The sequence below is a fragment of the Pantoea sp. X-Soil-TKNS-1280 genome (assembly GCF_059730475.1).
Map to the genome: position 1 here is coordinate 4163500 of NZ_AP035962.1, position 26697 is coordinate 4190196.

The 26697-nt window shown below is 54.2% G+C and carries 21 protein-coding genes and 1 riboswitch; of the genes, 9 read left to right on the forward strand and 12 right to left on the reverse strand.

Annotated elements, in window-relative coordinates; all coding sequences use genetic code 11:
* Positions 1-36: 36 nt before the first annotated feature.
* Positions 37-217, reverse strand: a riboswitch (cobalamin riboswitch).
* Between the two features lie 112 nt (positions 218-329).
* The gene (gene trmA, locus AC6I8X_RS19445; protein WP_497840321.1) at positions 330-1433 is read left to right on the forward strand and encodes a tRNA (uridine(54)-C5)-methyltransferase TrmA; all 1104 of its coding nucleotides are present in this window, start codon (positions 330-332) and stop codon (positions 1431-1433) included.
* Between the two features lie 32 nt (positions 1434-1465).
* Here trmA and AC6I8X_RS19450 read toward each other — a convergent pair whose 3' ends face one another.
* Positions 1466-1822 (reverse strand): YijD family membrane protein, encoded by a 357-nt coding sequence (locus tag AC6I8X_RS19450; RefSeq protein WP_013510971.1) that lies wholly within the window; start codon positions 1820-1822, stop codon positions 1466-1468.
* Positions 1823-1840: 18 nt separating this feature from the next.
* Positions 1841-2485, reverse strand: coding sequence for an HTH-type transcriptional repressor FabR (gene fabR / locus AC6I8X_RS19455; protein WP_084877826.1), 645 nt, complete (start codon positions 2483-2485; stop codon positions 1841-1843).
* 193 nt (positions 2486-2678) lie between these two features.
* Between fabR and sthA the strand changes: the two genes are divergently transcribed.
* Positions 2679-4079: a Si-specific NAD(P)(+) transhydrogenase gene (gene sthA / locus AC6I8X_RS19460; RefSeq protein ID WP_084877828.1), complete on the forward strand. Its 1401-nt coding sequence runs from the start codon at positions 2679-2681 to the stop codon at positions 4077-4079.
* Here the strand turns inward: sthA and oxyR are convergent.
* From oxyR to argC, 5 genes are all read right to left on the reverse strand, one after another.
* On the reverse strand, positions 4062-4979 hold the full coding sequence (oxyR, locus tag AC6I8X_RS19465; protein WP_084877830.1) for a DNA-binding transcriptional regulator OxyR: 918 nt from the start codon (positions 4977-4979) through the stop codon (positions 4062-4064). The two genes, sthA and oxyR, sit on opposite strands and share 18 nt — an antisense overlap.
* 262 nt (positions 4980-5241) lie before the next feature.
* Positions 5242-6615 (reverse strand): argininosuccinate lyase, encoded by a 1374-nt coding sequence (gene argH / locus AC6I8X_RS19470; protein ID WP_299448452.1) that lies wholly within the window; start codon positions 6613-6615, stop codon positions 5242-5244.
* A 73-nt stretch (positions 6616-6688) separates the two neighbouring features.
* On the reverse strand, positions 6689-7906 hold the full coding sequence (locus tag AC6I8X_RS19475; RefSeq protein ID WP_084877836.1) for an argininosuccinate synthase: 1218 nt from the start codon (positions 7904-7906) through the stop codon (positions 6689-6691).
* 24 nt (positions 7907-7930) lie between these two features.
* A complete protein-coding gene (gene argB / locus AC6I8X_RS19480) occupies positions 7931-8707 on the reverse strand; it encodes an acetylglutamate kinase (protein WP_084877838.1) in 777 nt (258 codons plus the stop codon).
* Positions 8708-8725: 18 nt separating this feature from the next.
* Positions 8726-9730 (reverse strand): N-acetyl-gamma-glutamyl-phosphate reductase, encoded by a 1005-nt coding sequence (gene argC, locus AC6I8X_RS19485; protein WP_299448456.1) that lies wholly within the window; start codon positions 9728-9730, stop codon positions 8726-8728.
* 168 nt (positions 9731-9898) lie between these two features.
* Here argC and argE point away from each other — a divergent pair, with 168 nt between their 5' ends.
* Both argE and ppc read left to right on the forward strand, forming a co-directional pair.
* Positions 9899-11047, forward strand: coding sequence for an acetylornithine deacetylase (gene argE / locus AC6I8X_RS19490; protein WP_313681843.1), 1149 nt, complete (start codon positions 9899-9901; stop codon positions 11045-11047).
* A 244-nt stretch (positions 11048-11291) separates the two neighbouring features.
* A complete protein-coding gene (gene ppc / locus AC6I8X_RS19495; protein ID WP_313681841.1) occupies positions 11292-13943 on the forward strand; it encodes a phosphoenolpyruvate carboxylase in 2652 nt (883 codons plus the stop codon).
* Positions 13944-14044: 101 nt separating this feature from the next.
* Here the strand turns inward: ppc and AC6I8X_RS19500 are convergent, their stop codons facing one another.
* The 4 genes from AC6I8X_RS19500 to metB form a co-directional block, all read right to left on the reverse strand.
* Positions 14045-15127, reverse strand: coding sequence for a YdcF family protein (locus tag AC6I8X_RS19500; protein WP_497840322.1), 1083 nt, complete (start codon positions 15125-15127; stop codon positions 14045-14047).
* Positions 15128-15733: 606 nt separating this feature from the next.
* Positions 15734-16630 carry a methylenetetrahydrofolate reductase gene (gene metF / locus AC6I8X_RS19505; protein WP_313681837.1) on the reverse strand — a complete coding sequence of 299 codons (897 nt, stop codon included), beginning with the start codon at positions 16628-16630 and terminating at the stop codon, positions 15734-15736.
* A gap of 219 nt (positions 16631-16849) precedes the next feature.
* Positions 16850-19285 carry a bifunctional aspartate kinase/homoserine dehydrogenase II gene (locus AC6I8X_RS19510; RefSeq protein WP_497840323.1) on the reverse strand — a complete coding sequence of 812 codons (2436 nt, stop codon included), beginning with the start codon at positions 19283-19285 and terminating at the stop codon, positions 16850-16852.
* A gap of 2 nt (positions 19286-19287) precedes the next feature.
* Positions 19288-20448 (reverse strand): cystathionine gamma-synthase, encoded by a 1161-nt coding sequence (gene metB / locus AC6I8X_RS19515; protein ID WP_084877855.1) that lies wholly within the window; start codon positions 20446-20448, stop codon positions 19288-19290.
* A 279-nt stretch (positions 20449-20727) separates the two neighbouring features.
* Here metB and metJ point away from each other — a divergent pair, with 279 nt between their 5' ends.
* Complete coding sequence (gene metJ, locus AC6I8X_RS19520) at positions 20728-21045, forward strand: met regulon transcriptional regulator MetJ (RefSeq protein WP_013510984.1); 318 nt, start codon at positions 20728-20730, stop codon at positions 21043-21045.
* A gap of 78 nt (positions 21046-21123) precedes the next feature.
* Here metJ and rpmE read toward each other — a convergent pair whose 3' ends face one another.
* Entirely contained in the window at positions 21124-21339 is a 216-nt protein-coding gene (gene rpmE / locus AC6I8X_RS19525) for a 50S ribosomal protein L31 (RefSeq protein ID WP_084877857.1), read from the reverse strand.
* A gap of 214 nt (positions 21340-21553) precedes the next feature.
* Between rpmE and priA the strand changes: the two genes are divergently transcribed.
* The 4 genes from priA (at position 21554) to hslV (ending at position 26687) form a co-directional block, all read left to right on the forward strand.
* On the forward strand, positions 21554-23752 hold the full coding sequence (gene priA, locus AC6I8X_RS19530) for a primosomal protein N' (protein ID WP_497840324.1): 2199 nt from the start codon (positions 21554-21556) through the stop codon (positions 23750-23752).
* A gap of 168 nt (positions 23753-23920) precedes the next feature.
* The gene (gene cytR / locus AC6I8X_RS19535) at positions 23921-24958 is read left to right on the forward strand and encodes a DNA-binding transcriptional regulator CytR (protein WP_299448475.1); all 1038 of its coding nucleotides are present in this window, start codon (positions 23921-23923) and stop codon (positions 24956-24958) included.
* A gap of 147 nt (positions 24959-25105) precedes the next feature.
* Positions 25106-26017, forward strand: a complete 912-nt coding sequence (gene ftsN, locus AC6I8X_RS19540; protein ID WP_497840325.1) for a cell division protein FtsN — start codon at positions 25106-25108, stop codon at positions 26015-26017.
* Between the two features lie 139 nt (positions 26018-26156).
* Positions 26157-26687, forward strand: a complete 531-nt coding sequence (hslV, locus tag AC6I8X_RS19545) for an ATP-dependent protease subunit HslV (RefSeq protein WP_084877866.1) — start codon at positions 26157-26159, stop codon at positions 26685-26687.
* The last annotated feature ends 10 nt before the right edge of the window (positions 26688-26697 follow it).

The following is a 26697-nucleotide window of genomic DNA, read 5'->3' on the forward strand; positions in this document are numbered from 1 at the left end:
CGCAGGCATACGATCGATAGCACGCGATGACCGTACGAATTGCGACGTCACACCGGCAGGTCTTCGGGCTGAGAATCATTAATGGTGAAGACTTCCCATCCCGCAGGACAGTGTCTGCATCAGCAATCACCACGACATTCATTACCGCTGCGCGTCAGCTCCAGATTCACACTGGATTCCCTTTTAACTCAAGGAGGCCGGCTGCCGCAGTCTACGGATAAGAAGGCCAGAAATCCAGACTTCCAGCCATCTTCTTTCGCGCAGAGCTGGACATCAGCAGGTGAATGCCTACAATCGCCCGGCAAGCAGGCTTATTACCAGGATTAAAGATGACACCCGAACAGCTCCCGATTGAACAATACGACGCGCAACTGGCGGAAAAAGTCAGCCGTTTGCAGGCGATGATGACACCATTTGCTGCGCCAGAGGTGGAGGTGTTTCGTTCACCGGTCAGTCACTACCGCATGCGTGCCGAATTCCGCATCTGGCACGATGGTGACGATCTCTACCACATCATCTTTGATCAGCAGACCAAACAACGCATCCGGGTTGATCAATTCCCCGCCGCCAGTGAATTGATCAACCAGCTGATGCCAAAAATGATCGATGCGATCCGTGATAACCGCGTCCTGCGCCATAAATTGTTCCAGATCGATTATCTGTCAACACTGAGCAACCAAATCGTCATTTCCCTGCTCTATCACCGTAAGCTGGAAGCGGACTGGCAGCTGGCGGCGACGGCGTTGCGCGATGATCTGCGCGCCGCAGGGCTTGATGTGCAGCTGATTGGTCGCGCCACCAAAACCAAAATCTGTCTCGATCGTGATTACATTGATGAGCGCCTGCCGGTAGCGGGCAAAGAATTGATTTATCGTCAGGTAGAAAACAGTTTCACCCAGCCCAATGCGGCGATGAATATTCAGATGCTGGAGTGGGCGCTGGATGTGACACAAAACGCGCGCGGCGATCTGCTGGAGCTGTATTGCGGTAATGGTAACTTTTCACTGGCGCTGGCACGGAATTTCCGTCGCGTATTAGCCACCGAAATTGCCAAACCTTCCGTGGCGGCAGCGCAGTACAACATTGCTGCCAATCAGATTGATAACGTGCAGATCATCCGCATGGCGGCGGAAGAGTTTACCCAGGCCATGAACGGCGTGCGCAGCTTTAACCGCCTGGAAGGTATCGACCTGCAAAGTTATCAGTGTGAGACCATTTTTGTCGATCCACCGCGTAGTGGGCTGGACGCCGAAACAGTCCGGATGGTGCAAGCCTACCCACGCATCCTTTATATCTCCTGCAACCCGCAGACGCTGTGCGACAATCTCGCCACGCTGGCGGAAACCCATGAGGTTGCACGACTGGCGTTGTTCGATCAGTTCCCCTACACCCATCATATGGAGTGTGGTGTGTTGCTGACGCGCAAATCCTGAATAAAAAACGGGACCCTGAGGGTCCCGTTTTTTTAATTCTTGTTCTTCGGTCGCTTAAAGCGTGTCGCAATCCAGAACACCAGCGCTACCATCAGGATGGTAGGAATAAAGTTGGAGCCGATGTCCGGATACTCGGCACGAACCAGTGCGCTGTAGACCAGAATCCCCAGCAGAAAAAACGCTGCGGCCAGCGATGGCATACCTTCCGGCATATTGCGGTTCAGGTAACGCTGATGCAGACACCAGGCTGCCAGGCCCAGGGCGATCAGCGGGAAAATCGAAAACGGCACAAACGCACTGAACAGCACCGAAAAGGAGCCGTTGATGGCTAAACCGGTGATAAAAGCCAGTAAAAGCGTTCCTTTATCGCGGGGGTTTTGCTCAATCATTTCATTATCCTTATCACATTACTCTTCGGGTTTTTCCAGTGTTACCGACAGGCGCTCCTGCTCCCGGCGATACCAGTAATACGCACCTTTGGCAATCATACGCAGCTGCAGCACCAGACGGTCTTCCAGCTTGCGGCGTTGCTCAATATCCACATCCAGCGCTTCCGCACCGGCACTGAACACGATGGTGACCATCGCTTCCGCCTGCGCTTCGGTAAAGCTGCGTGGCATGCGGTTCTCCAGCTCCAGGTAATCCGCCAGTTCGGCAATGAAGTGTTGAATTTCACGCGCAACTGCAGCACGAAACGCAGCAGAGGTTCCGGAACGCTCGCGTAGTAAGAGACGAAAAGCGTTGGGATTGTTCCCGATAAATTCCATAAAAGTTGCGACGGAGGTCTTAATAATGCTGCCGCCCTTGGCAATACGCTGGCGTGCCTGACGCATCAGCTGGCGCAACATCAGGCCACTTTCGTCAACCATGGTAAGACCCAGTTCATCCACATCCCGGAAATGACGGTAAAACGAGGTGGGCGCAATGCCCGCTTCGCGAGCAACCTCTCTCAGGCTCAGGCTGGCGAAACTCCGTTCTGCACTTAACTGACTGAAGGCGGCTTCAATCAAAGAACGCCTTGTACGTTCTTTTTGTTGCGCTCTGACGCCCATTCTCTCTGCCCTGTGAGTAATCAGGCAGGCACTATAACAAACTTTGCCGCCGCCAGTGCCGCAAAGTTTGTGAACGCCTGTGAACCTCACGCTTTGTCAAAATCAGGCAAAAATCGCTGTTAGAATTCAGAAGTGCGCGGCGAGATGTTAGAATCTCGTTGTAAAAATGTATAGAAACATAGGACGTACTGGTATGCAAAAGTCTTACGATTACGATGCCATTGTGATTGGCTCCGGTCCGGGCGGTGAAGGTGCGGCCATGGGGCTGGTGAAGCAGGGAGCGCGCATCGCAGTGATCGAACGCTACCATAACATCGGCGGCGGTTGTACTCACTGGGGCACCATCCCTTCCAAAGCGTTGCGTCATGCTGTCAGCCGTATTATCGAGTTCAATCAAAATCCCCTTTATAGTGACCACACCCGACTTCTGCGCTCCTCCTTTGCAGATATCCTTAACCACACCGAAAACGTCATCAGCCAGCAAACTTCGATGCGGCAGGGTTTTTACGAGCGTAACCGGTGTGAGCTCTATCAGGGCGATGCGCATTTTGTTGATGCCAACACCATCGAAGTGGAACAACCGGATGGCACCCGCGAACGCTTAACCGCAGAAAAGTTTGTCATTGCCTGCGGGTCGCGACCTTATCATCCGAATGATGTCGATTTCACCCATCCACGTATTTATGACTCCGATTCGATACTCAATCTGCACCATGAACCGGGCCACGTCATTATCTATGGTGCCGGGGTGATCGGCTGTGAATATGCCTCCATTTTCCGTGGCTTGAACGTCAAGGTTGACCTGATCAACACCCGCGATCGTCTGCTGGCGTTTCTCGACCAGGAGATGTCGGATTCGCTGTCTTATCACTTCTGGAACAGCGGCGTGGTGATTCGTCACAACGAAGAGTTTGAGAAGATAGAAGGCGTGGACGATGGCGTCATCATTCACCTCAAATCCGGTAAGAAGGTGAAAGCAGATTGCCTGCTGTACGCCAACGGCCGTACCGGTAATACCGATTCACTGGCGCTGGAAAATGTCGGTCTGGAGGCAGATGGTCGTGGTTTGCTGAAGGTCAACAGCATGTACCAGACGGCACAGCCGCATATTTATGCGGTCGGTGACGTGATCGGTTATCCGAGCCTGGCTTCAGCTGCCTATGATCAGGGGCGCATCGCTGCTCAGGCCATTATCAAAGGCGAAGCCACCGCACATCTGATCGAAGATATCCCCACCGGGATTTACACTATTCCGGAAATCAGTTCAGTTGGGAAAACAGAACAGCAGCTAACCGCGATGAAAGTGCCGTATGAGGTGGGACGTGCACAGTTCAAACACCTGGCGCGTGCGCAGATTGTCGGGATGAATGTCGGTAGCCTGAAGATCCTGTTCCACCGTGAAACCAAAGAAATTCTCGGCATTCATTGCTTTGGTGAACGTGCGGCGGAAATCATTCATATCGGCCAGGCCATCATGGAGCAGAAAAATGGCGGTAACACGATTGAATACTTCGTGAATACCACCTTTAACTATCCCACGATGGCCGAAGCCTATCGCGTTGCCGCGTTAAATGGCTTAAACCGCCTGTTTTAACGTGTTATCGAGATAGCTCTGCATGTGGGTTTTGATCGCTTCTGCCAGCTGCTCATAGCGGCTGCGCAGAGGCGAGCCGGGACGATAGACCAGCGCGATGGTGCGCTGAGGCACTGGCTTATAACACGGCAGATAACATACGCCATCACGCACGCGCTCGTTCGGCACCGCCAGTGCAGGCAATAAGGTGATGCCACTTCCGGCAGCGACCATATTGCGCAGTGTTTCCAGGCTGGTAGCACGGAAATGGGTGTCTTCATCAGCGCCCGCTTCAAAGCAGAAACCCATCGCCTGATCGCGCAGGCAGTGACCATCTTCCAGCATCAGCAGCTTTTCACCGGCCAGATCCGACATGGGTACACGATCGCGATCGTGCCACGGGTGATCCTCATAGATCGCCAGTTTCATCGGCTCGTCAAACAGCGGCACCTCGATAAAGGCTTCGCTCTCTTTCACCAGCGCCAGAATTGCACAGTCGAGTTTGCCGCTATCGAGTTGTGACAATAGCTGCTGCGTCTGCGCTTCGTGCAGATACATTTCAAGCTTGGGAAAAGTCTGATGCAGCATCGGGATGATTTGCGGCAACAGATAAGGCCCGGTGGTGGGGATAAGCCCAATGTGCAACGGCCCGGACATCGTTTCGCCCTGCTGGCTGGCCATCTCCTTCAGCACCTTTACTTCACGCAGCACGGTGCGCGCCTGATCCACCAGCAACAGCCCAGCCTGGGTAAACAATACCTTACGGCTGGTGCGCTCCAGCAGCATGACGCCCAGTTCATCTTCCAGCTTACGAATTTGTCCGCTCAGCGTAGGCTGGCTGACATGGCAGGCATCCGCTGCACGGCGGAAATGACGGTGCTCCGCAAGCGAAACCAGATACTCCAGATCACGAATGTTCATTGATATCCTCCGAACCACGATAGCCCGTGGCGATAGATAGAATAGCAATGAACGATTAGCCCTATCAAGCCACTGACAGGAATAATACGTGCCATCTGAAGCAATGATGAAGAAAGGCTGAGAAGACGGAGCAACACCTGCAATCAGTCTGATAAATCACTGAGTTGGCCGGAGTGCCTGCTCTTTGATGATGTGCCTATAAAATAATGAAATTCCGAAGCTAGAGGTTGGCGGGCTATCCATAGCCCGCTTTTTTTTTGCCTTAGCTCAGGCGTTGCTGCGCTTCCTGAATCGCCAGCGCCACCTGCTGTGGTGCCACGCCACCACGGGCGTTACGCTTATCCAGGCAGGATTGCAGCGACAGAATTGGATAAACATCCTCTTCAATCACCGCACTAAACTGCTTCAGTTGCGCCAGGCTTAACGCTTCCAGCGCCACGCCCTGTTTAATCGCTTCTACCACCGCTTCACCAACGATATGGTGCGCTTCACGGAAGGGTACGCCTTTAGCGACCAGATAATCCGCCAGCTCGGTGGAGTTCGCATAGCCCTGCTCCGCCGCTTCCTGGCAACGTGGACGTTTTACCTGAATACCGTCCAGCACCAGCACCGACATATGCAGGCAGTCCAGCCAGGTGTCGAGCGCATCGAACAGGCCTTCTTTGTCTTCCTGCATATCTTTGTTGTAGGCCAGCGGCAGGCCTTTCAGCGTCATCATCATGCCAGTCAGCGCGCCCTGCACACGGCCACATTTGCCGCGAATCAGTTCCAGCGCATCCGGGTTTTTCTTCTGCGGCATCAGTGAAGAACCGGAAGTCACTTTGTCCGACAGCTCCACAAAACCCGCTTCGCCGGTGTTGAAGAAAATCATGTCTTCAGCAAAGCGCGACAAATGCACCATACCGATGGATGCATCAGACAGCAGCTCCAGCACATGGTCGCGGTCAGAAACGGTATCGAGGCTGTTGCGGGTGGCAGAAGCAAAACCTAACCAACCGGCCAGCTGCTGACGATCGATTTCGTAGGCAGTACCGGCCAGGGCGCCGCAGCCCAGCGGGCTCACGTCAAGACGCTTCAGGGTGTCCTGTAAACGGCTTTCATCACGCGCCAGCATTTCGACATAGGCGAGGCACCAATGGGCAAAAGTTACCGGCTGGGCGCGTTGCAGGTGGGTATAGCCCGGCATCACCGCGTCCTGATTCGCCTCTGCCGTTACCACCAGCGCTTTTTGCAGCTCACGCGTTGCGTCCAGCAGCACCGCAACCTGCTCTTTGCACCACAGTTTTAAATCGGTCGCGACCTGGTCATTACGGCTACGGCCAGTGTGCAGCTTTTTACCCAGCGCCCCGACTTTATCAATCAGTTTGCCTTCCACCCAGCTGTGGATGTCTTCGGCATCGCTCTGCAGAATTTGCTGCGGATTAGCACGCACTTCGGCCAGCAGTGCCTGTAACGCCGCTTCCAGCTGCTGCTGTTCGTCGCTGCTCAATACATTGACCGTGACCAGCGCTTTTGACCAGGCGACAGAACCGATGATGTCCTGCTCCGCCAGGCGATAGTCGAAACGCAGCGAGTCATTGAATTGTTTGAACCGTTGGTCTGCTGCCTGGGTAAAGCGTCCACCCCAAAGTGCCATCTGAATACTCCTGAATGCTGTTAAACAAAGGGCGGCCCGAAGCCGCCCTTGTGAATGTGTCGTTCGCGCGGAATTACTTTTTCTGCTCGTTCAGCGCACGGATGCGTGAAGAGAGCGAGAACAGACGGATAAAGCCGCCCGCGTGACGATGATCGTACACTTCGTCTTCGCCGAAGGTAGCAAACTCTTCCGAGTACAGGCTATTAGCGGATTTCTTCTGAATTGCGGTAGCCTGGCCTTTGTACAGCTGCAGTACCACTTCGCCGTTAACCAGCTCCGCCAGCGACTCGGCAGCTGCCTGGATAGACTGACGCAGCGGCGCAAACCAGCGACCATCATACACCACGTATGACATTTCCTGGCCCAGCTGCTCACGCCATTTGAAGCTGTCACGGTCCAGAACCAGCTGCTCAACCGCACGCAGGGCGTTGACCATGATGGTGCCCCCTGGGGTTTCATAGCAACCACGGGATTTGATCCCCACCAGGCGGTTTTCCACGATGTCGATACGGCCTACGCCGTGCTTCGCACCCAGCACATTCAGTTTTTCCAGACAGGCGAACGGGCTGAGCTTCTCGCCATTCACCGCCACCACGCGACCTTTTTCTACGGTCACGGTGACGTTTTCCGGCTGATCCGGCGCTTCCAGCGGATCAACGGTCCACACCCAGCAATCTTTGTTCGGGGCGTTCCACGGGCTTTCCAGCACGCCACCTTCGGTGGAGATGTGCCAGGCGTTCTCGTCACGGCTGTAGATTTTTTCCAGCGACGCGGTGGTCGGGATGTTGCGCTCTTTCAGGTAGTCGAGCAGCGCTTCACGTGAACGCAGGTTCCATTCACGCCATGGAGCCACCACTTTCAGCTGCGGTGCCAGCGCAGTATAGGTGGTTTCAAAACGTACCTGGTCGTTACCTTTACCGGTCGCGCCGTGGCACAGGGCATCGGCACCCACTTTCAGCGCCAGCTCAACCTGTGCTTTAGCGATAATCGGACGCGCCATGGAAGTACCCAGCAGGTAGGTGCCTTCGTACAGCGCACCGGTCTGCAGTACCGGGTAAACATATTCACTGATGAACTCTTCACGCAGGTCAACCACGTGGCACTCAGAGGCACCTGATTGCAGTGCTTTCTTCTCAACGCCATCCAGATCGGCTGGGTCCTGGCCGATATTCGCCACGAAGGCCACCACTTCACAGCCGCCGTAGTTCTCTTTCAGCCATGGAATGATGGCAGACGTATCAAGGCCGCCGGAGTAAGCCAGAACAATTTTTTTGATGCCTTGCGTTTGCATTTCGTAATCCTTGAATCAGTGTCGTTAAGCGAGAATCCGGGTGCCAATCGACACGCCGTTGAAAAGGGTTGGCAGCTGTTCAGCATGACGCCAGCTGGCAATATCCACCGGGCGACCCAGGGTACGTGCCGCATCCAGCGCTGCGTTAACTTTAACGATCATGCCATCGGTAATGATGCCCTGAGCAATCAGCTGCTCGGCTTTTGCTGCGGTCATTTCCGCAATGCGCTGACCTTTGCCATCCAGAATGCCGCTGACATCAGACAACAGTACCAGATCCGCACCAATGGTTGCTGCCAGCGCGGTCGCCGCCTGGTCCGCGTTGACGTTCATCAGTTCACCCGCGTCGGTGATACCGATGGAGCTGATCACCGGCATATAGCCTGCGCCCAGCAGCGTATTGACCAGCATCGGGTTACCTGGCGTCGCGTTACCCACATGGCCCAGTTCTTCGTCGAACTGCGCAACATTGACCAGGCCAGCATCACCCAGGCATAAACCTACTGCATTGATGCCATATTTCTTCGCCCAGGCCAGCAGAGTTTTGTTGGCCGTGCCTGCCAGGGCACCGGTAATAATGTCAATCTGATCGGCTGGCGTCACGCGCAAACCGTTCTTCTTTTTCACCGGCAGTGCGAGCTTCTTCATCAGCTCATCCACCAGGCAGCCGCCGCCATGCACGATGATCAGCGGACGCTGATATTCGGTGCGGTACGCCAGCAGTGCATCAAACAAACGGGCCAGCGCTTCTTCGCTGTCCAGCAGGACGCCACCCAGTTTAATAATCAGAGGATTGGTCATGGTTTACTTACTCGCCCGTTAAATCAGAGACAGCGTTTCGGGGAAGCCGAAACGGATATTCAGACACTGCACCGCCTGGGAAGAGGCACCTTTCAGCAGGTTGTCTTCAGCGGCAACCACAATCAGGTGCTCACCCTGCACGGCAAAACCGATATCGCAGAATGGCAGGCCGACCACGCCTTTCAGCGCCGGAACACCCTTCTTATAGAGACGCACCAACGGTTTGTCATGGTAGGCGTTGTGGAAGGCTTCCGCCACATCCTGTTCACTCACGCCAGGCTTCAGGCGGCAGGTAATGGTGGCGAGAATGCCGCGCGGGAAATTGCCCAGATGCGGCGTAAAGATCACCGGCGTGCCGAGGTGGGCAACAATTTCCGGATGATGACGATGATTGAAGATGCCATACGGTTGCAGGCTGACTTCGCAGAAGCTGGTGGTGACGCTGGCTTTGCGTCCGGCACCGCTTACGCCACTGGTGGCATTGATCACTGGCCACTGCGCTTCATTGAGCAGGCCGGCTTCCACCAATGGTTTCAGCGCCAGCTGTGAAGCGGTCGGATAGCAGCCCGGCACCGCCACCAGCTGTGCTTCTTTAATTTTTTCGTGCTGCCATTCGGCCAAGCCGTAAACCGCTTTATCCAGCCAGTCACCGTGCTGATGGGTGAAACCGTAATATTGGGTATAGAAAGCATCGTCGTTAACGCGGAACGCACCGGAGAGATCGAAGACCACGCAACCCGCTTTCAGGAATTCCGGTGCCAGATCGTGGCTGACTTCATGCGCCGTGGCGAGGAAAACCACATCGACTTTATCCGCCCATTCAGCCGCATCACTCAGCGGCTGCAACGGCAGGTCGATAATCCCTTTCAGCTGAGGATGCAGATCGGACAGTAACTTTCCAGCATCCGGGCTTTGCGCTGAAACCGCTAAAGCGGTTATGTTCATATGCGGATGGCGATTCAGGTAGGTGGCAAGCTCTACGCCAGCATAACCACTGGCACCAACGATCAGCGTATTCAACATCAGGCTGTATACCTTATTACAGTCACACGTTCCGGGTCGCGGCCTTGCCCCGTTGCCCACGATGCCGTTTGCAGAAAATTTACTGTTCACATGCAGACGACGTTAATGTATTTTTATTCACTATTAATGCATGAATATTGATACATCCTAACCCAAGGACCGTCAACAGTGAAGACAAAATTACCACCTTTTATCGAACTCTACCGCCAGCTGATTGCCACACCGTCGATCAGTGCTACTGACGCAGCACTCGATCAGAGCAATGAAACTTTAATCAATTTGCTGGCAGGCTGGTTTCGCGATCTTGGTTTCAGTACCGAGGTGCAACCGGTACCGGGTACGCGGCATAAATTTAACCTGCTGGCGAAGACGGGATCGGGCGCGGGTGGCTTGTTACTGGCGGGTCACACCGATACCGTTCCGTTCGATGATGGCCGTTGGACGCGCGATCCTTTTACCCTGACTGAGCACGACAACAAGTTGTACGGTTTAGGCACCGCAGATATGAAAGGCTTCTTTGCCTTCATTCTGGATGCGTTGCGTGACGTTGACGTGACCAAACTGAGTAAACCGCTCTACATTCTCGCCACGGCCGACGAAGAAACCACCATGGCGGGTGCGAAGTATTTTGCTGAATCCACCCAGCTGCGTCCGGATTGCGCCATCATCGGTGAACCGACCTCACTGAAACCGGTGCGCGCGCACAAAGGTCATCTCTCGAATGTGATTCGTATTCAGGGGCAGTCAGGCCACTCCAGCGATCCGTCACGCGGGGTGAACGCCATCGAGTTGATGCATGAATCCATCACCCAACTGATGCAGCTGCGTAATACGCTGAAAACGCGTTATAACCATGACGGTTTCGCCATTCCTTATCCGACCATGAACTTTGGTCATATTCATGGTGGCGATGCCGCCAACCGCATTTGCGCCTGCTGTGAACTGCATATGGATATTCGACCGCTGCCGGGGTTAACCCTCAGCGATCTGGATGGCCTGCTGAATGACGCGCTGGCCCCGGTGAGTGAGCGCTGGCCGGGTCGTTTAACCGTCGGCGAGCTGCACCCACCGATTCCGGGGTACGAGTGCCCGGTCGATCATGAACTGGTGAAAGTGGTGGAGAAATTGCTGGGCACACCAACCGAAGTGGTGAACTATTGCACCGAAGCGCCGTTTATTCAGCAATTGTGCCCAACCCTGGTGTTAGGCCCAGGTTCCATCAACCAGGCTCATCAGCCGGATGAATTTATTGATACGGCATTTATTAAACCGACCCATGCGCTTATCACGCAGGTTGTGCATCATTTTTGTCACTGATGAACAATCGATGGGGCATTTCACTGTTTAATCAGCAAAATGCCCCGTCAATGTTCGGGATTTGATAATAAGAATAACTTATCTCGCTTCACTCTCGTTAAATTCTTTGAATTTCCATCATTTAGCAGCGAAATTTCGTCAGTTTAAGGCAATTGACGAACAGAGCGATACGTGGCTAGATAAAAGACGAAGTTATGCCCGTTGGGTATATAGATTAAAAAGACGATAAGGGTGTCAGGGTCACATGAACGAACAATATTCCGCAATGCGAAGTAATGTCAGTATGCTCGGCAAACTGCTCGGGGATACGATAAAGGATGCACTGGGAGAGAACATCCTCGATAAGGTGGAGACCATCCGCAAACTCTCTAAGTCATCCCGTGCCGGAAATGACACTCATCGTAAGGAACTGCTGTCCACGCTGCAAAATCTGTCCAATGACGAGCTGCTCCCCGTAGCGCGTGCATTTAGTCAGTTCCTGAATCTGACCAACGTGGCTGAACAGTATCAGACCATTGCGCGTAGTGGCGACGGTGCGAATAACCCGGAGCTACTGAAAACCACCTTTGATCGTCTGAAACAACAGAAAGACCTCAACGAAAACGATATCCGCGCGGCAATTGAATCGCTATCGCTGGAGCTGGTGCTCACGGCGCACCCGACTGAAATTACCCGCCGCACGCTGATTCATAAGCTGGTCGAAGTGAACAGCTGCCTGCAACAACTCGACCATAGCGATATCACCGGGTATGAGTACAACCAGGTGATGCGTCGTCTGCGCCAGCTGGTTGCTCAGGCCTGGCACACTGACGAAATCCGTAAATACCGTCCAACCCCGGTCGATGAAGCCAAATGGGGCTTTGCCGTGGTGGAAAACAGCCTGTGGGAAGGCGTACCGGCGTTTCTGCGTGAGCTGAATGAGCAGGTGGAAGAAACCTTTGGTATGCAGTTGCCGGTGGATTTTGTCCCGGTGCAATTTACATCATGGATGGGCGGCGACCGCGACGGTAACCCGAACGTCACTGCTAAGGTGACGCGCCAGGCGATGCAGCTGGGTCGCTGGAAAGCCGCCGATTTGTTCCTGCGCGATATCGGCGTGCTGATTTCTGAGCTGTCGATGTCCGAATGCAGTGACGAAGTGCGTGAACTGTGTGGCGACCCGGAAGCGCTGGAACCTTATCGCATGATTCTGAAACGCATCCGCAGCCAGTTGATGTCCACACAAGCCTATATGGAGCATCGTCTGAAAGGCGAGCGTCTGCCGCGCCCGGCCGATTTACTGGTCTCCAACGATCAGCTGTGGCTGCCGCTGTATGCCATCTATCAGTCGCTGCAACAATGCGGCATGGGCATCATTGCCAATGGTCAGTTGCTGGATACGCTGCGCCGCGTGAAATGTTTTGGTGTGCCGCTGGTGCGTATCGATCTGCGTCAGGAGAGCACCCGCCATACTGAGGCGCTGGCAGAGGTAACTCGCTATCTCGGCCTCGGTGATTACGAAAGCTGGTCAGAAGCTGATAAACAAGCCTTCCTGATCCGTGAACTGAATTCCAAACGTCCGCTGTTGCCACGCCAGTGGGAGCCGAGCGACAACACCCGCGAAGTGCTGGATACCTGCAAAGTGGCAGCAGAAGCTCCGCAGGGTTCGATTGCCGCCTACGTGATTTCGATGGCGAAGATGCCTTCCGACGTGCTGGCAGTGCATCTGCTGCTGAAAGAAGCGGGCATTCCCTACGCCATGCCGGTGGCACCGCTGTTTGAAACCCTCGACGACCTGAACAACGCCAACGACGTGATGAGTCAGCTGTTGAGCATCGACTGGTATCGCGGCTTTATTCAGGGCAAACAGATGGTGATGATTGGCTATTCTGACTCGGCAAAAGATGCCGGTGTGATGGCCGCCAGCTGGGCGCAATATCAGGCGCAGGACGCGTTGATCAAGACCTGTGAGAAAGCCGGTATCGCCCTGACGCTGTTCCACGGACGTGGCGGCTCCATCGGGCGTGGCGGTGCACCGGCGCACGCAGCGTTGCTGTCACAGCCACCGGGTAGCCTGAAAGGCGGCCTGCGCGTCACCGAGCAGGGTGAGATGATTCGCTTCAAATACGGCCTGCCGGAAGTGACCATTGCCAGCCTGTCGTTGTACACCGGGGCGATTCTCGAAGCCAACCTGATGCCGCCACCGGAGCCGAAAAGCGAATGGTGCGACATCATGGATGGTCTGTCAGCCCACTCCTGTGCGATGTACCGTGGCTATGTGCGTGAGAATCCTGATTTCGTACCCTATTTCCGCTCAGCTACGCCGGAGCAGGAACTGGGTAAACTGCCGCTCGGCTCACGTCCGGCGAAACGCCGTGCCAGCGGTGGTGTGGAATCACTGCGTGCTATCCCATGGATTTTTGCCTGGACGCAGAACCGTTTGATGCTGCCCGCCTGGCTGGGTGCAGGTGCCGCGATTCAGAAAGCGATGGAACAGGGCCACCAGGATCAGCTGGAGACGATGTGCCGCGACTGGCCATTCTTCTCTACCCGTCTCGGCATGCTGGAGATGGTGTTCTCGAAAGCCGACCTGTGGCTGGCGGAATACTACGATCAGCGCCTGGTCGACAAATCCCTGTGGCCGCTGGGCCAGCAGCTGCGCGAACAGCTGGATGCGGATATCAAAGCGGTGCTGACTATCGCTAACGATGCGCATCTGATGGCAGATCAACCGTGGATTGCTGAATCCATCGCCTTGCGTAACGTCTACACTGACCCGCTTAACGTGCTGCAGGCTGAACTGCTGCACCGTTCACGCGCGCAGGAAGAACGCGGTGACGAACCGGATGCGCGGGTAGAACAGGCGCTGATGGTCACCATCGCGGGTGTTGCGGCGGGAATGCGTAATACCGGTTAAGTCCTCATGTCCTGTTGAGGACAAAAAATGCGCGGCGAGTGTTGCAAAACGCCCGTCGCGCATGACATTTGAATATCGTTTTTATTTCAACGCGTTAATTTTTATACACTCCCCCTTGTAAACGTCATCTCCAGCGGGTTAAACAACCCACGGAAAAACTGGTCTACTATCCTGATATTATTTTTATCTTCCGTGGTGTGATTATTATTTTTCAGGCGAGAAATCATCTCCGCAGATATGGACTCCATGGCATCAATGACGCTTTTATATTTTTCAACCACCTCTGTATCTTTTTTCTTTAATCCTTTTGCCATTGTCTGGATAGTATCTACCGTGCTATCAAAGAACGAGTCCGGATAGAGCTGTGCATCAGCAGGCAAATAATCAGTATTCATAAGATAATGCAGCGTGGTCGAGAACTCGCGTAAAATCGCCAATTTATCAGGTATGGTGATATATGCACCCTTTTCGCTAAAGGGGAATGACTCGATTTGATAACTATCTGCTGCAATATCCAGTTGCTTTGCATACGTGTAAGTCTGACGAAAAACCGCTGCCGGTGTTCCGGCGATAATAATTGTCACTTTGTCTTCAGCCTGAATTTGATCATTCAGAATCCCCGCCACGTTGATGGCATTCTGACCACTGTTAGTGGACCAGGGATCAACGAGTATTTTTTCCTCCGCAACGCCATTGCTCATCAGAATATCTTTGAATCTGTCCGCTTCAGTTTGATTAGTAGAGATAGTATGGCGATCAGTTGTGCCATGCCCACCAAAACCACTCGTGATAATTTTCAGATGTGCGCTATTTTTAACCCGTTGAGCGATAAAAGATACATAGGTTTCATCATTATTACCGTTTAACACGAGGTAATTTCCCGGCTTGTCATGCTGCTCCAGCCATTGTTTTTCAGACATCTCCTGTGATGTATTCAGGCTGACATTGTTGTTAGTTATCTGTAATGAGAGAGGTTGGGTCAACGTGCGCAGCTCATCGTCAGCGACCTGCATTAAGAGATCTTTTATTTTATTAATCTCATCAGAAATCGCTTTATTTTCAACTGGAAAATCCTGAAGATGTCTTCCTTCCTGGATGAGGTTCTTCATGGTTTTTGCGGTCTGTAAATCAGCAATATGCATTCCGCTGTTAACTGTGTGATGCAGCTCTTTGCCACTAGACATAAGGAAAGAACCTGGAAATTGCTGCATCCGGTGTTCTTTGGGGGTCTGAGGCGGGGTTTTATTTCTCTGTTTGGTTATATTTGACTCTATCGTGATTGCCGTGTTTTTCCTCTGAGTGATGTTTTTAATAAATATTGACTGGCTTTTAGTATGATCAATATCATTAAGGTATAGGCTTAGTACGCAAGTGCAAGTTGGAATTCTGGTCAAAGTCAAAATTAAGTCCTCACTAACAATTATCATTTATTTTTAATAAGTAATAATAAACACAGCTATCGCCATTTATTTCCAGACTATCGCCTCCTGATTTTAAATTAACTACCTTGTACAATAAGCGTTCGATTTTCAACAATGAAGGAGGATAAAAATGAAATCATAAATTAATCATCAAATGAATTACGTCAGATGAATTTTATGGCTTATTTTTTAATGATGGATTAAGAATGTTTCTGAAGAGTAATTACGTGAGGCGCAGGGGTGATTATCTTAATAAAATAAGTATTCACCTGATTTTTCATCAGTCCGGCATCAATGATAAAAGGTGGATAACGGGTTTTATCCATATAAAAAAGGGCCGTAGCCCTTTCTTTCATACAATATGTTATATCAGACTGCAATTCCCGGACGCACACCCAGCGTGTGGCAAATCGCGTAACTCATTTCGGCACGGTTCAGGGTGTAGAAGTGAAAATCTTTTACCCCTTCCCGCGACAGAATCTTCACCATATCCATCGCGATATTGGCACCCACCATCTTGCGGGTTTCCGGATCATCATCCAGACCAGCAAACATTGCATTCATCCAGCCGGGAACACGTACGTTGGTCATGGTGGCAAAGCGCTGCAACTGTTTGAAATTAGACACCGGCAGAATACCCGGCACGATTTCCACATCAATACCGGTCGCCACACAGCGATCGCGGAAGCGCAGGTAGCTTTCGACATCAAAGAAGAACTGGGTAATGGCGCGGTTAGCACCGGCATCAATCTTACGCTTCAGGTTGATCAGGTCTGCCTGCGCGCTTTTGGCTTCCGGGTGGACTTCCGGGTAAGCCGCCACGGAGATATCAAAATCGCCCACTTCTTTCAGCAACTCAACCAGGTCAGAACCGTACATCTCCGGCTTGCCCGCACCCGGCGGTAAATCGCCACGCAGCGCCACAATATGACGAATGCCACTATCCCAGTAATCGCGAGCGATAGTGCGCAGTTCATCGCGGGTCGCATCAATGCAGGTCAGATGTGGAGCTGCTTCCAGGCCGGTACGCTCTTTAATGCCTTTGATGATGCTATGGGTACGGTCACGCTCGCCGGAATTCGCGCCATAGGTGACCGAGACAAATTTCGGCTTCAGGCTGCTGAGGCGGTCGATAGAGTTCCACAGGGTTTCTTCCATTTCGCTAGTTCGTGGCGGGAAAAACTCAAAGGAGACATTAATTTGCCCGTTCAACTCAGCCAGGCTTTGATTCAGCGCTTCGCGCTGATTGGCATGAAAGAAACTCATCCTGTTACCTCATCTTCACACATCGATTATTTGCGGCCCGCGAACATCCATACGTTTAGACGTCCAGATGCACAAAATGAACGATCCGCAGCGTAGCGTCAACTGAAAATTAATAAACAGGCGTGACAAAAATTCAACCAACATGAAAGAGTTTCATGATCGAAGCGGGGAAAATGAATAAAGCAGACGACAGGGAGCCGTCTGCTGGAGGAAGGCAAATTACAGCAGTTGCGCGAGCCGGTTGATATCCGACTGAATGGCCCCGGCGGTGACGTCACGTCCGGCACCTGGTCCACGAATCACCAGCGGGTTGTCGCGATACCAGCGGCTTTCGATAGCAAACACGTTGTCACACGGCAGCAGCGCCGCCAGCGGATGCTCAGGGCGCACCGCTTCAACCCCTACACGTGCTTTGCCATTGGCATCGAAGCGCGCCACATAACGCAGTACCAGCCCCATCTCCTGTGCCGCTTCCAGACGCTGGAGCATCTGATCATTCAATTCGTCCGCGTTCTCAAAGAAGTGATCGATCGATTCACCTTCACAGCTGGCGGGCACCAGCGATTCCACCCGCACCTGATCCGGCTCGATGTTGTACCCCGCTTCACGCGCCAGAATCACCAGCTTGCGCATCACGTCCAGGCCCGAAAGGTCAACGCGCGGATCGGGCTCCGTCAGCCCCTGCTGCCACGCCTGATCCACCAATTCGGTGAAGGGCACGGTGCCATCAAATTGCAGGAACAGCCAGGAGAGCGTGCCCGAGAAAATACCGCTGATGGCCAGAATCGCATCCCCACTCTCACGCAAATCACGCACCGTATGGTTTACCGGCAGACCCGCACCCACGGTGGCGTTATATAACCAATGGCGACCGGTTTTGGCAAAGGCATCGCGGATCTGTCGCCAGCTCTGGCTATTCGATGCACCGGCAACCTTGTTGGCGCTGATAACGTGAAAACCGTGGCTGGCGAAATCCAGATACTGCTGCGCCAGCGGCTCGCTGGCGGTGACATCCAGCACCACCAAATCATCAAACGGGTGCGCACACATCCACAGGAACAGCGACTCTTCATCGCGCTCCTCGGCTTCATCATCAAAGAACGCCAGTGCCCGACTCGCCTCAAGCCCGTCATAGCTCAGCAGGCTACGGCGGCTGTCCGCCACACCTGCCAGCACGAACTCAAACCCGGTGCGCCCCGACAATATCTCCTGCTCGCGTGCAAACAGCTCCAGCCAGCGTGAACCGATGTTGCCTTTACCGAACAGCATCAGGCCAATACGCTTTTCTGCACGAAACAGTGACTGATGCAGCCCCTGAATCAAATGCTGGGTCGGACCGACACGCAGCACCGCCACGATGCTGATATGTTCATCTGACTGCCAGACAAACTCGACCGGCTGGTCTTTAATTTGCTGCCAGAAACGGTGGCTGTGTAATGGGTTGCGCGTCACGCCCGCCCCCACCAACGCCACCAGTGCTAAACCATCACGCAGTTGCAGATGACCCGGCAATGCGGCGTCCTGCAACAGGTTAAAGGCGCTATTCACGACCTCTGAGGTGTAGCACAGCTGCAAAAGCTGGCGATCCGGGTGCGTCCCCACTGCCAGCGGTCGCAACTGCGCGCGCTTGAGCAGCAGATCAATCTCTTTGTTCAGAATGGCGAAGTCGTGGTTGTCAGGGATTTGAATCTCAATCAGGCAAACATCATCGTGGCTGGTGACAATACGCGCCCCGGTGCCCGAAGCCAGTACGCGCTCAATACGCGTAGACCCCTGTTCCGGCTGATAACTGCAACGTAGTTGCAGGTCGATATCGCTGTTCGACACCGGTTGCAGAGTGCGGGTATGCAGCACCGGCGCAGCAAGACGAGCCAACTCGCTGGCTTCATCCAGACGCAGTAACGGCAGCAGACAGGCATCGGAAACTTTGCGCGGATCCGCACTGTAAACCCCGGCAACGTCACTCCAGATGGTCACGCGCCCGACACCGGCCAGCGCGCCAATCTGTGTGGCCGAATAGTCCGAACCGTTACGGCCCAGCAAAACGGTTTCACCCGCCTCGTTACGGCTGATAAATCCGGTCACTACCAGGCGCTTATGCGGATGTTGCGTCAACAGCGCCTGCAACAACGGCCAGGATTTTCCTTCATCAACCTGTGGCTGTGCAGCGCGTTCGGCGCGCAGGAAATCGCGTGCATCGAGCCAAACCGCTTCAATATCACGTTGGCTCAGCACCGCTGCCATCAGCCGCGCCGACCAAATTTCGCCATGCCCGACCACTTCGGCGTAAACCGCATCGGTAATGGTGCCATCCAGCAGCACTGCCAGTTTTTCCAGATCGCGGATAAAGGTGGTGGTGAGGGTTTCTGCGGTTTCAGCAGGCAGCAGCGCAGCGATCAGCTCACTGTGGAAACGCCGTAACGCCTGTTGCACCTGATGCGCAGACAACCGATCACTTTGGCTCAGCTTGAGCCAGCTAATCAGCTGGTTAGTGGTACTGCCTGCGGCAGAGACCACCATCATATCGCCCGGCTGGCTGTAATCCGCCATAATAGTGGCTACGCGCTGATAGCAACGCGCATCGGCCAGGCTACTGCCACCAAATTTGTGCAACTGCTTACTGGTCGGCGTTCCCGCGCCTGCTGAAATCGTCATGGTTACCCCTCGGCTGCGATCCTGAATGCATTATCCAGATCGGCGATTAAATCTTCGTGATCTTCAATTCCGACAGAAATGCGGAGCAACGTTTCAGAAATTCCCGCTGCTGCGCGCGCTTCGGCAGACATGCCGGCATGCGTCATGGTGGCGGTATGCGAAATCAGGCTTTCAACACCGCCCAGCGACTCCGCCAGCGTAAACAGCTGTAACGCTTTCAGAAAACGGCGCAACCGGTTTTCGTCGGCGTCCAGCTCGAAACTTAACATGGCACCAAAACCGCGCTGTTGACGTACCGCATACTCGTGACCGGCATTTTCCGGCAGGGAGGGATGATACAGTTTTTTTACCAGCGGTTGTTGCTTTAGGTAATCAACAATCGCCAGTGCATTACGCTGTGCCGCCGCCATACGCGGTGCCAGGGTACGCAGGCCACGCAGCAGCAGGTAACTATCAAAAGCGGCACCGGTCACGCCGATATTATTGGCCCACCAGGCCAGCTCGGTCACCAGTGCCGGATCTTTCGCAATGACCACACCCGCCACCACATCGGAGTGACCATTGAGGTATTTGGTGCAGGAATGCAGCACCAGATCAGCGCCCAGCGCCAGCGGGTTTTGCAGCGCCGGGCTGAGGAAGGTGTTATCCACCACACTGATAGCACCGGCCTCACGCGCGGCCTGGCAAATCGCGGCAATATCCACCACGCGTAATAAAGGATTGCTCGGGCTTTCGACCAGTACCAGTTTCGGTTTTTCCGCCAGTGCAGCCTGCAATGCCGCTTTATCACCCTGATCGACAAATTTCACCCGGTACGCGCCGCGTTTGCTCAGGCTGTCGAACAGACGATAGCTGCCGCCGTAACAGTCATGCGGAGCCACCAGCAAATCGCCCGGCTTCAGGAACACCGTGGTCACCAGATGAATCGCGGACATGCCGGTATTAGTTAATACCGCGCCTGCGCCACCTTCCAGCTCGGCCAGCGCACGCTGCACCACATCACGCGTAGGGTTACCGCGACGAGAGTAGTCGTGCGCGCGAGGCTCATTGAAGTCGAGAAAGTTATAGGTGCTGGAGAGGTGAATCGGTGGGACAACGCAGCCATATTGCTCGTCATCATTCAAACCGCTGCGCACTGCGATGGTTGCCTGTTTACGCGTCATGGTGCTTACTGTTCCTGAAGAGTAAAAAGAAGAGGCCACAGGATAGCATTCCAAGAATGGACGTCAATACATCTGGACATCTAAATGTCTTTGCGTATAGATTGAGCAAAGCATCAATACCCGCTAAAATTACGCGTCATCGCCTGGTGTTCAAAACGCGCTTTCTTCGGGAAAGTGATGTTTAAGCATAAAACCTGCATTTTCAGGGGTCAGGCACCAAAAAATCGGGCATAATCAACGGATTTCCCCACTTTCCACTTTTATTGATTAAGGTAACCCATGGCTGAATGGAACGGCGAATATATCAGCCCTTACGCTGAGCACGGTAAGAAAAGCGAGCAGGTCAAAAAGATTACGGTTTCTATCCCGCTGAAAGTGCTGAAGATTTTAACGGACGAGCGTACCCGCCGTCAGGTGAACAACCTGCGTCATGCCACGAACAGTGAGCTGCTGTGCGAAGCCTTCCTGCATGCTTTCACCGGTCAGCCTCTGCCGGACGACGTTGATCTGCGTAAAGAACGTAGTGATGAGATCCCGGAAGAAGCGAAGAAGATCATGCGTGAGATGGGCATCAATCCCGATACCTGGGAATACTGAAGCCAGAAACAAAAAAACCCAGCCGAAGCTGGGTTTTTTCTTGTAGCCGACTCTCGTAAGAGCCGACGACAAATAATCTTATTTCTTGCTGGTCGGCAGGCTGAAACGCTTGTTGAAGCGATCAACACGGCCACCGGTGTCAACAACACGCTGCTTACCAGTGTAGAACGGGTGGCAGTTGCCGCACACGTCCAAGTTCAGGTCGTGGCTCATGGTAGAGCGAGTGTGGATCACGTTACCGCAAGAGCAAGTGATGGTCACTGCTTCGTATTTCGGGTGAATACCTTGTTTCATGGGAGAACCTCATAAAAGGCCGTGTCGCTCTCCGTGCCAGGTTAAACCTGCACAGCACCACACGCGGTTGAACAATATGTGTATGCTTTGACGAGCGTTTCTCATCAAAGGCGGCGCGCAGTATACAGAAAATGACCGCTTTTGGCAAGATATCCGCTTGCTGCGCCAGCGTGTACACTACTTCTCCTTATTACAGAACCGGATAGAGATTGTCATGCCCGTTGTTCAGGTTGCCCTGCCCGTCCCGCTGCCTCGCCTGTTTGACTACCTGCTGCCTGCCGATGCGCCGCAGCCGGTCACAGGCGTGCGCGTCAGCGTGCCGTTTGGTAACCGCAAAATGGTGGGCATCGTCGTCGGAGTGCGTGAAACCAGTGATTTGCCGCTGGCACAGCTGAAGCAGATCGATGAGATACTCGATAGCAGCAGCCTTTATTCTCCCGCGTTATGGCGCATTTTACAGTGGGCGGCTCAGTATTATCATTCACCGCTGGGTGAAGTGCTGAACCATGCCATACCGGTATTGTTGCGTCAGGGCAAACCCGCCCAGGAAGCACCGCTATGGCAGTGGGTAATTAATGATGCCGGACGCGAAGTGGCGTTAGAGAGCCTAAAGCGCGCACGCAAGCAACAGCAGGCGCTGGCCGCACTGCGGCAACAGCCACTTTATCGTCATCAGGTAAGCGACCATGATCTCACCGATGCCGCTTTGCAGGCGTTACGCGCCAAAGGCTTGTGTGATTTGCGTGAACACGCTGCGCAGGTGCATGACTGGCGCGACACTTTCGCCGTTAAAGGTGAGAGACTACGCCTTAATACCGATCAGGCGATGGCAGTGGGTGCCATTCGCAGCGAAGACGATCACTACGCCGCCTGGCTGCTGGCCGGTATCACCGGTTCGGGCAAAACCGAGGTCTATCTCAGCGTGCTGGAAAATGTGCTGGCGCGAGGAAAACAGGCGCTGGTACTGGTGCCGGAAATCGGTCTGACGCCACAAACCATTGCCCGCTTTCGTGAACGCTTCCATGCACCGATAGATGTACTGCACTCGGCGCTCAATGACAGCGAGCGCCTCGCCGTCTGGCTGCGCGCACGCAATGGCGAAACGGCGATTGTGATTGGCACCCGTTCGGCGCTGTTTACCCCGCTGGCGCGTCCCGGGGTGATCATTATTGATGAAGAACACGACAGCTCCTACAAACAACAGGAAGGCTGGCGTTATCAGGCGCGCGATCTGGCGGTGTTTCGCGCCCATGAGGAAGATATTCCGATTGTCATGGGTTCTGCCACTCCGGCACTGGAAACGCTGCACAATGTGCGCAATGGCAAATATCGCCAGCTCAATCTCACCAAACGCGCCGGTAATGCCAAACCTGCACTGCAGCAATTGGTTGATCTCAAAGGACAGCAGTTGAAAGGCGGACTGGCACCCGCACTGCTGGGCAAAATGCGTCAGCATTTACAGGCGAATAATCAGGTACTGCTGTTCCTGAACCGACGCGGTTTTTCGCCGGCCCTGATGTGCCATGACTGCGGCTGGCTGGCCGAGTGCCAGCGCTGCGATCGTTATTACACCCTGCACCAGCATCACCGTCAGCTACGCTGTCATCATTGCGATAGCCAGCGCCCCTTGCCCCATCAGTGTCCGCAATGTGGTTCTACCCACCTGATGCCGGTCGGTGTCGGCACGGAGCAGCTGGAGCAACAGCTCGGCACCCTCTTCCCTGGGGTGCCAGTCTCACGCATCGACCGCGATACCACCAGCCGTAAAGGCGCGCTGGAGCAGCATCTGGCGGATGTGCATCGCGGCGGGGCGCGCATTCTGGTGGGAACGCAGATGCTGGCAAAAGGTCATCATTTCCCCGATGTTACATTGGTTTCATTATTAGATGTCGATGGCGCGCTGTTTTCCGCTGATTTCCGTGCCGCCGAGCGTTTCGCCCAGCTCTATACTCAGGTTGCCGGGCGCGCGGGCCGTGCGGGCAAGCAAGGCGAAGTGTTGTTGCAAACGCACCATCCCGAGCATCCGCTACTGCAAACCCTGTTGCATCGCGGTTATTTCGCGTTTGCCGAGCAGGCGTTGCTGGAGCGTCAGTCGGTCCATCTGCCGCCCTGGACCAGTCACGCGCTGTTTCGCGCGGAAGATATGGATAATCAGCAGGCAGCCGAATTTCTCAGCCAGTTAAGAAACTTACTGGAAGCCAGTCCGCTGAAAGATCAGGCGCTATGGCTGATGGGGCCTGTTCCGGCGCTGCAACCCAAGCGCAGCGGACGCTGGCGTTGGCAGCTGCTGCTGCAACATCCATCACGTAAACGTCTGCAGCAATTGCTGAGCAGCTCGCTACCTCTGGTTAGCACGCTACCCGCTGCGCGTAAGGTCAAATGGACGCTGGATATCGACCCGACCGAGAGTTAACGTGCGCCACATCTGCGAGCCGGATCGAAAAAAGTCGCACAAGTCACAATTTTTATGCAAATTAAGTAACAACACCAACCGGGGTTCGGTTAACAATAGTGCCCGACCCGGCAGATGCCCGGCTTTCGACAGACATTCAATGCGCCGAACTGCGTCAGGAGTAAAACGTTGGACCAGAAGCAATCCTCATCCGCCGCCACGATGAAAGATGTGGCAGAGAAAGCCGGTGTTTCGACTGCCACGGTTTCTCGTGCGCTGATGAATCCGGAAAAAGTCTCGGCTGCCACCCGGCAGAAAGTGGAACAGGCAGTGATTGCCGTCGGTTACTCCCCACACGGCCTGGCACGCAATGCCAAACGTGGCGAGACGCAAACCATTCTGGTGATTGTGCCCGACATTTGTGACCCTTTTTTCAGCGAAATCATCCGCGGCATAGAAGTGACTGCCGCCCAGGAAGGTTATCTGGTGTTGATTGGCGATTGCGCGCATCAGAATCAGCAGGAAAAAACCTTTCTCAATCTGATGCTGACACGCCAGATCGACGGCATGGTGCTGCTCGGTTCGCAGCTGCCCTTTGAGGCCGGTGTAGAGGATCAACGCAACCTGCCACCAATGGTGATGGGGAATGAATTCGCGCCGGAGATGGCGTTACCCACAGTACACATCGATAACCTAACTGCCGCATTTGAAGCGGTGAACCATTTGCTGCAACTCGGTCATCGTCAGATCGCTTGTATTACCGGCCCCGAACATATCCCGCTGTGCCAGTATCGTTTGCAGGGCTACATTCAGGCGCTGCGCCGTAGCAGCCTGCCGGTCGATCCCACGCTGATTGTGCATGGCGATTTTACCTTCGAAGCCGGAGCCAACGCGTTAAAGCAACTGATGAGCCTGCCCAATCCACCGAAAGCGCTGTTTTGTCATAGCGACCTGATGGCGCTGGGTGCCATGAATCAGGCACGCAAACTGGGTATGCGGATCCCACAGGACCTTTCGGTGGTAGGTTTCGACGACATCGAACTGGCGCAATATTACGATCCGCCGCTGACCACCGTCGCCCAGCCACGGTTTGATATCGGTCGAGAGGCGATGCTACTGCTGCTGGATGAGTTGCAGGGGAAACGCGTCAATAACGGTTCACGCCTGCTGGATGCGGAACTACGCGTGCGTGGAAGCACGGCCCCTGCTGCAAAACGTGAAAAATGACCACCTTTACACCGCATTTTCAGCGGATTCTGAAGGCAGACTCCGCTGGTCAAAGTTCCGGCCCTTGAGTAACATGGCGAATTCCTTGCCGGGCTATTAACAGCATATTTACAGGCCCGCATTTTTTTGAAGGGTATCAGAACGAGAGTGGCACAAAGAGATTACGTAGGCCGCGGGCGTTCAACAGGGACGCGTCGCAAAAAAAGCACAGGCCGCAGCAAGAAAAGCAAAGGCGGTTCTGGCACCTCCAAACTGATGATCGTACTGGCTGCGGCCGTACTGGTCACCTTTGCCGGTGGCTTATGGTTCATCTCCCATCATAAGAAAGAAGAGACGCCAGTGATGCCGGATCACAAAGCGGCGGGTAATGGGCTGCCGCCGAAACCGGAAGAGCGCTGGAAGTACATCAAAGAGCTGGAAAACCGCCAGCTGACCGTGCCCACACCCACGGAACCTTCTGCCGGTGGCGGCATTCAGTCGCAAACGCAGCTGACCGATGAGCAACGCCAGCTACTGGAACAGATGCAGGCGGATATGCGCCAGCAGCCTACTCAGCTGAATGAAGTGCCGTGGAATGAACAAACTCCGGCACAGCGCCAGCAAACCCTGCAACGTCAGCAGCAGCAACAACAATTGCAGCGCCAGCAACAGGTGCAACAACAACAGGTGCAGCGTCAGCAGCAGGTCCAGCAACAGCAGCCACAACATCAGCAGATGCAGCAGCAACCGGTCACCCGTCAGCCACAGCAGCAGCCCGCTCCCATTACGCGTGAGCCCGAGCAGCAGACCCGGCCACAGGAAACCGTGAAAGCGAAGCCAGTAGAGAAGGCATCGTCGCAGCGCTGGATGGTGCAGTGTGGTTCGTTTAAGGGAACTGACCAGGCGGAGTCTGCACGAGCGGCACTTGCCTTCGAAGGCTTTGAAAGCCGGATTACCACTGGTGGCGGCTGGAATCGTGTAGTCATTGGCCCCTTCAAGGATCGCAGCAGCGCTGACAGCACGGTGAAACGCCTGCACAGTTCCGGCCACGGAAGCTGTATTCCCCTCGCTATCCCCTGAATAATCTGAGTTCCCCCGAGCCCCGTAATATGACGGGTGAATCGGGGTTGAAACTCCTGATTACTACCCCATATCAGTTTGCATGATACTCCGCGCCAGGTGCGCGGAGTCCTTTTCTACTGCAACAAGGGGTCTGCCCGTGACAACAATAGTAAGTGTACGACGCAACGGCCAGGTAGTGATTGGCGGTGATGGCCAGGCTACTCTCGGCAATACCGTAATGAAAGGCAACGTTAAAAAAGTGCGTCGTCTTTATAACGACAAAGTCATCGCCGGTTTCGCTGGTGGCACTGCAGATGCCTTCACCCTCTTCGAACTGTTCGAGCGCAAGCTGGAAATGCACCAGGGACATTTGGTGAAAGCTGCCGTCGAGCTGGCTAAAGACTGGCGTACCGATCGTATGCTACGTCGCCTCGAAGCCCTGCTGGCGGTGGCGGACGAATCCGCTTCACTGATCATCAGCGGCAACGGTGACGTTATCCAGCCGGAAAACGATCTGATTGCTATCGGTTCGGGTGGACCTTACGCCCAGGCAGCGGCACGCGCCCTGCTGGAAAATACTGATTTAGGTGCGAAAGATATCGTGGCTAAAGCGCTGAATATCGCTGGCGATATCTGCATCTACACCAACCATAATGTTAACTTTGAAGAATTACCCTCTAAGGCGTAAGGATCTGAAT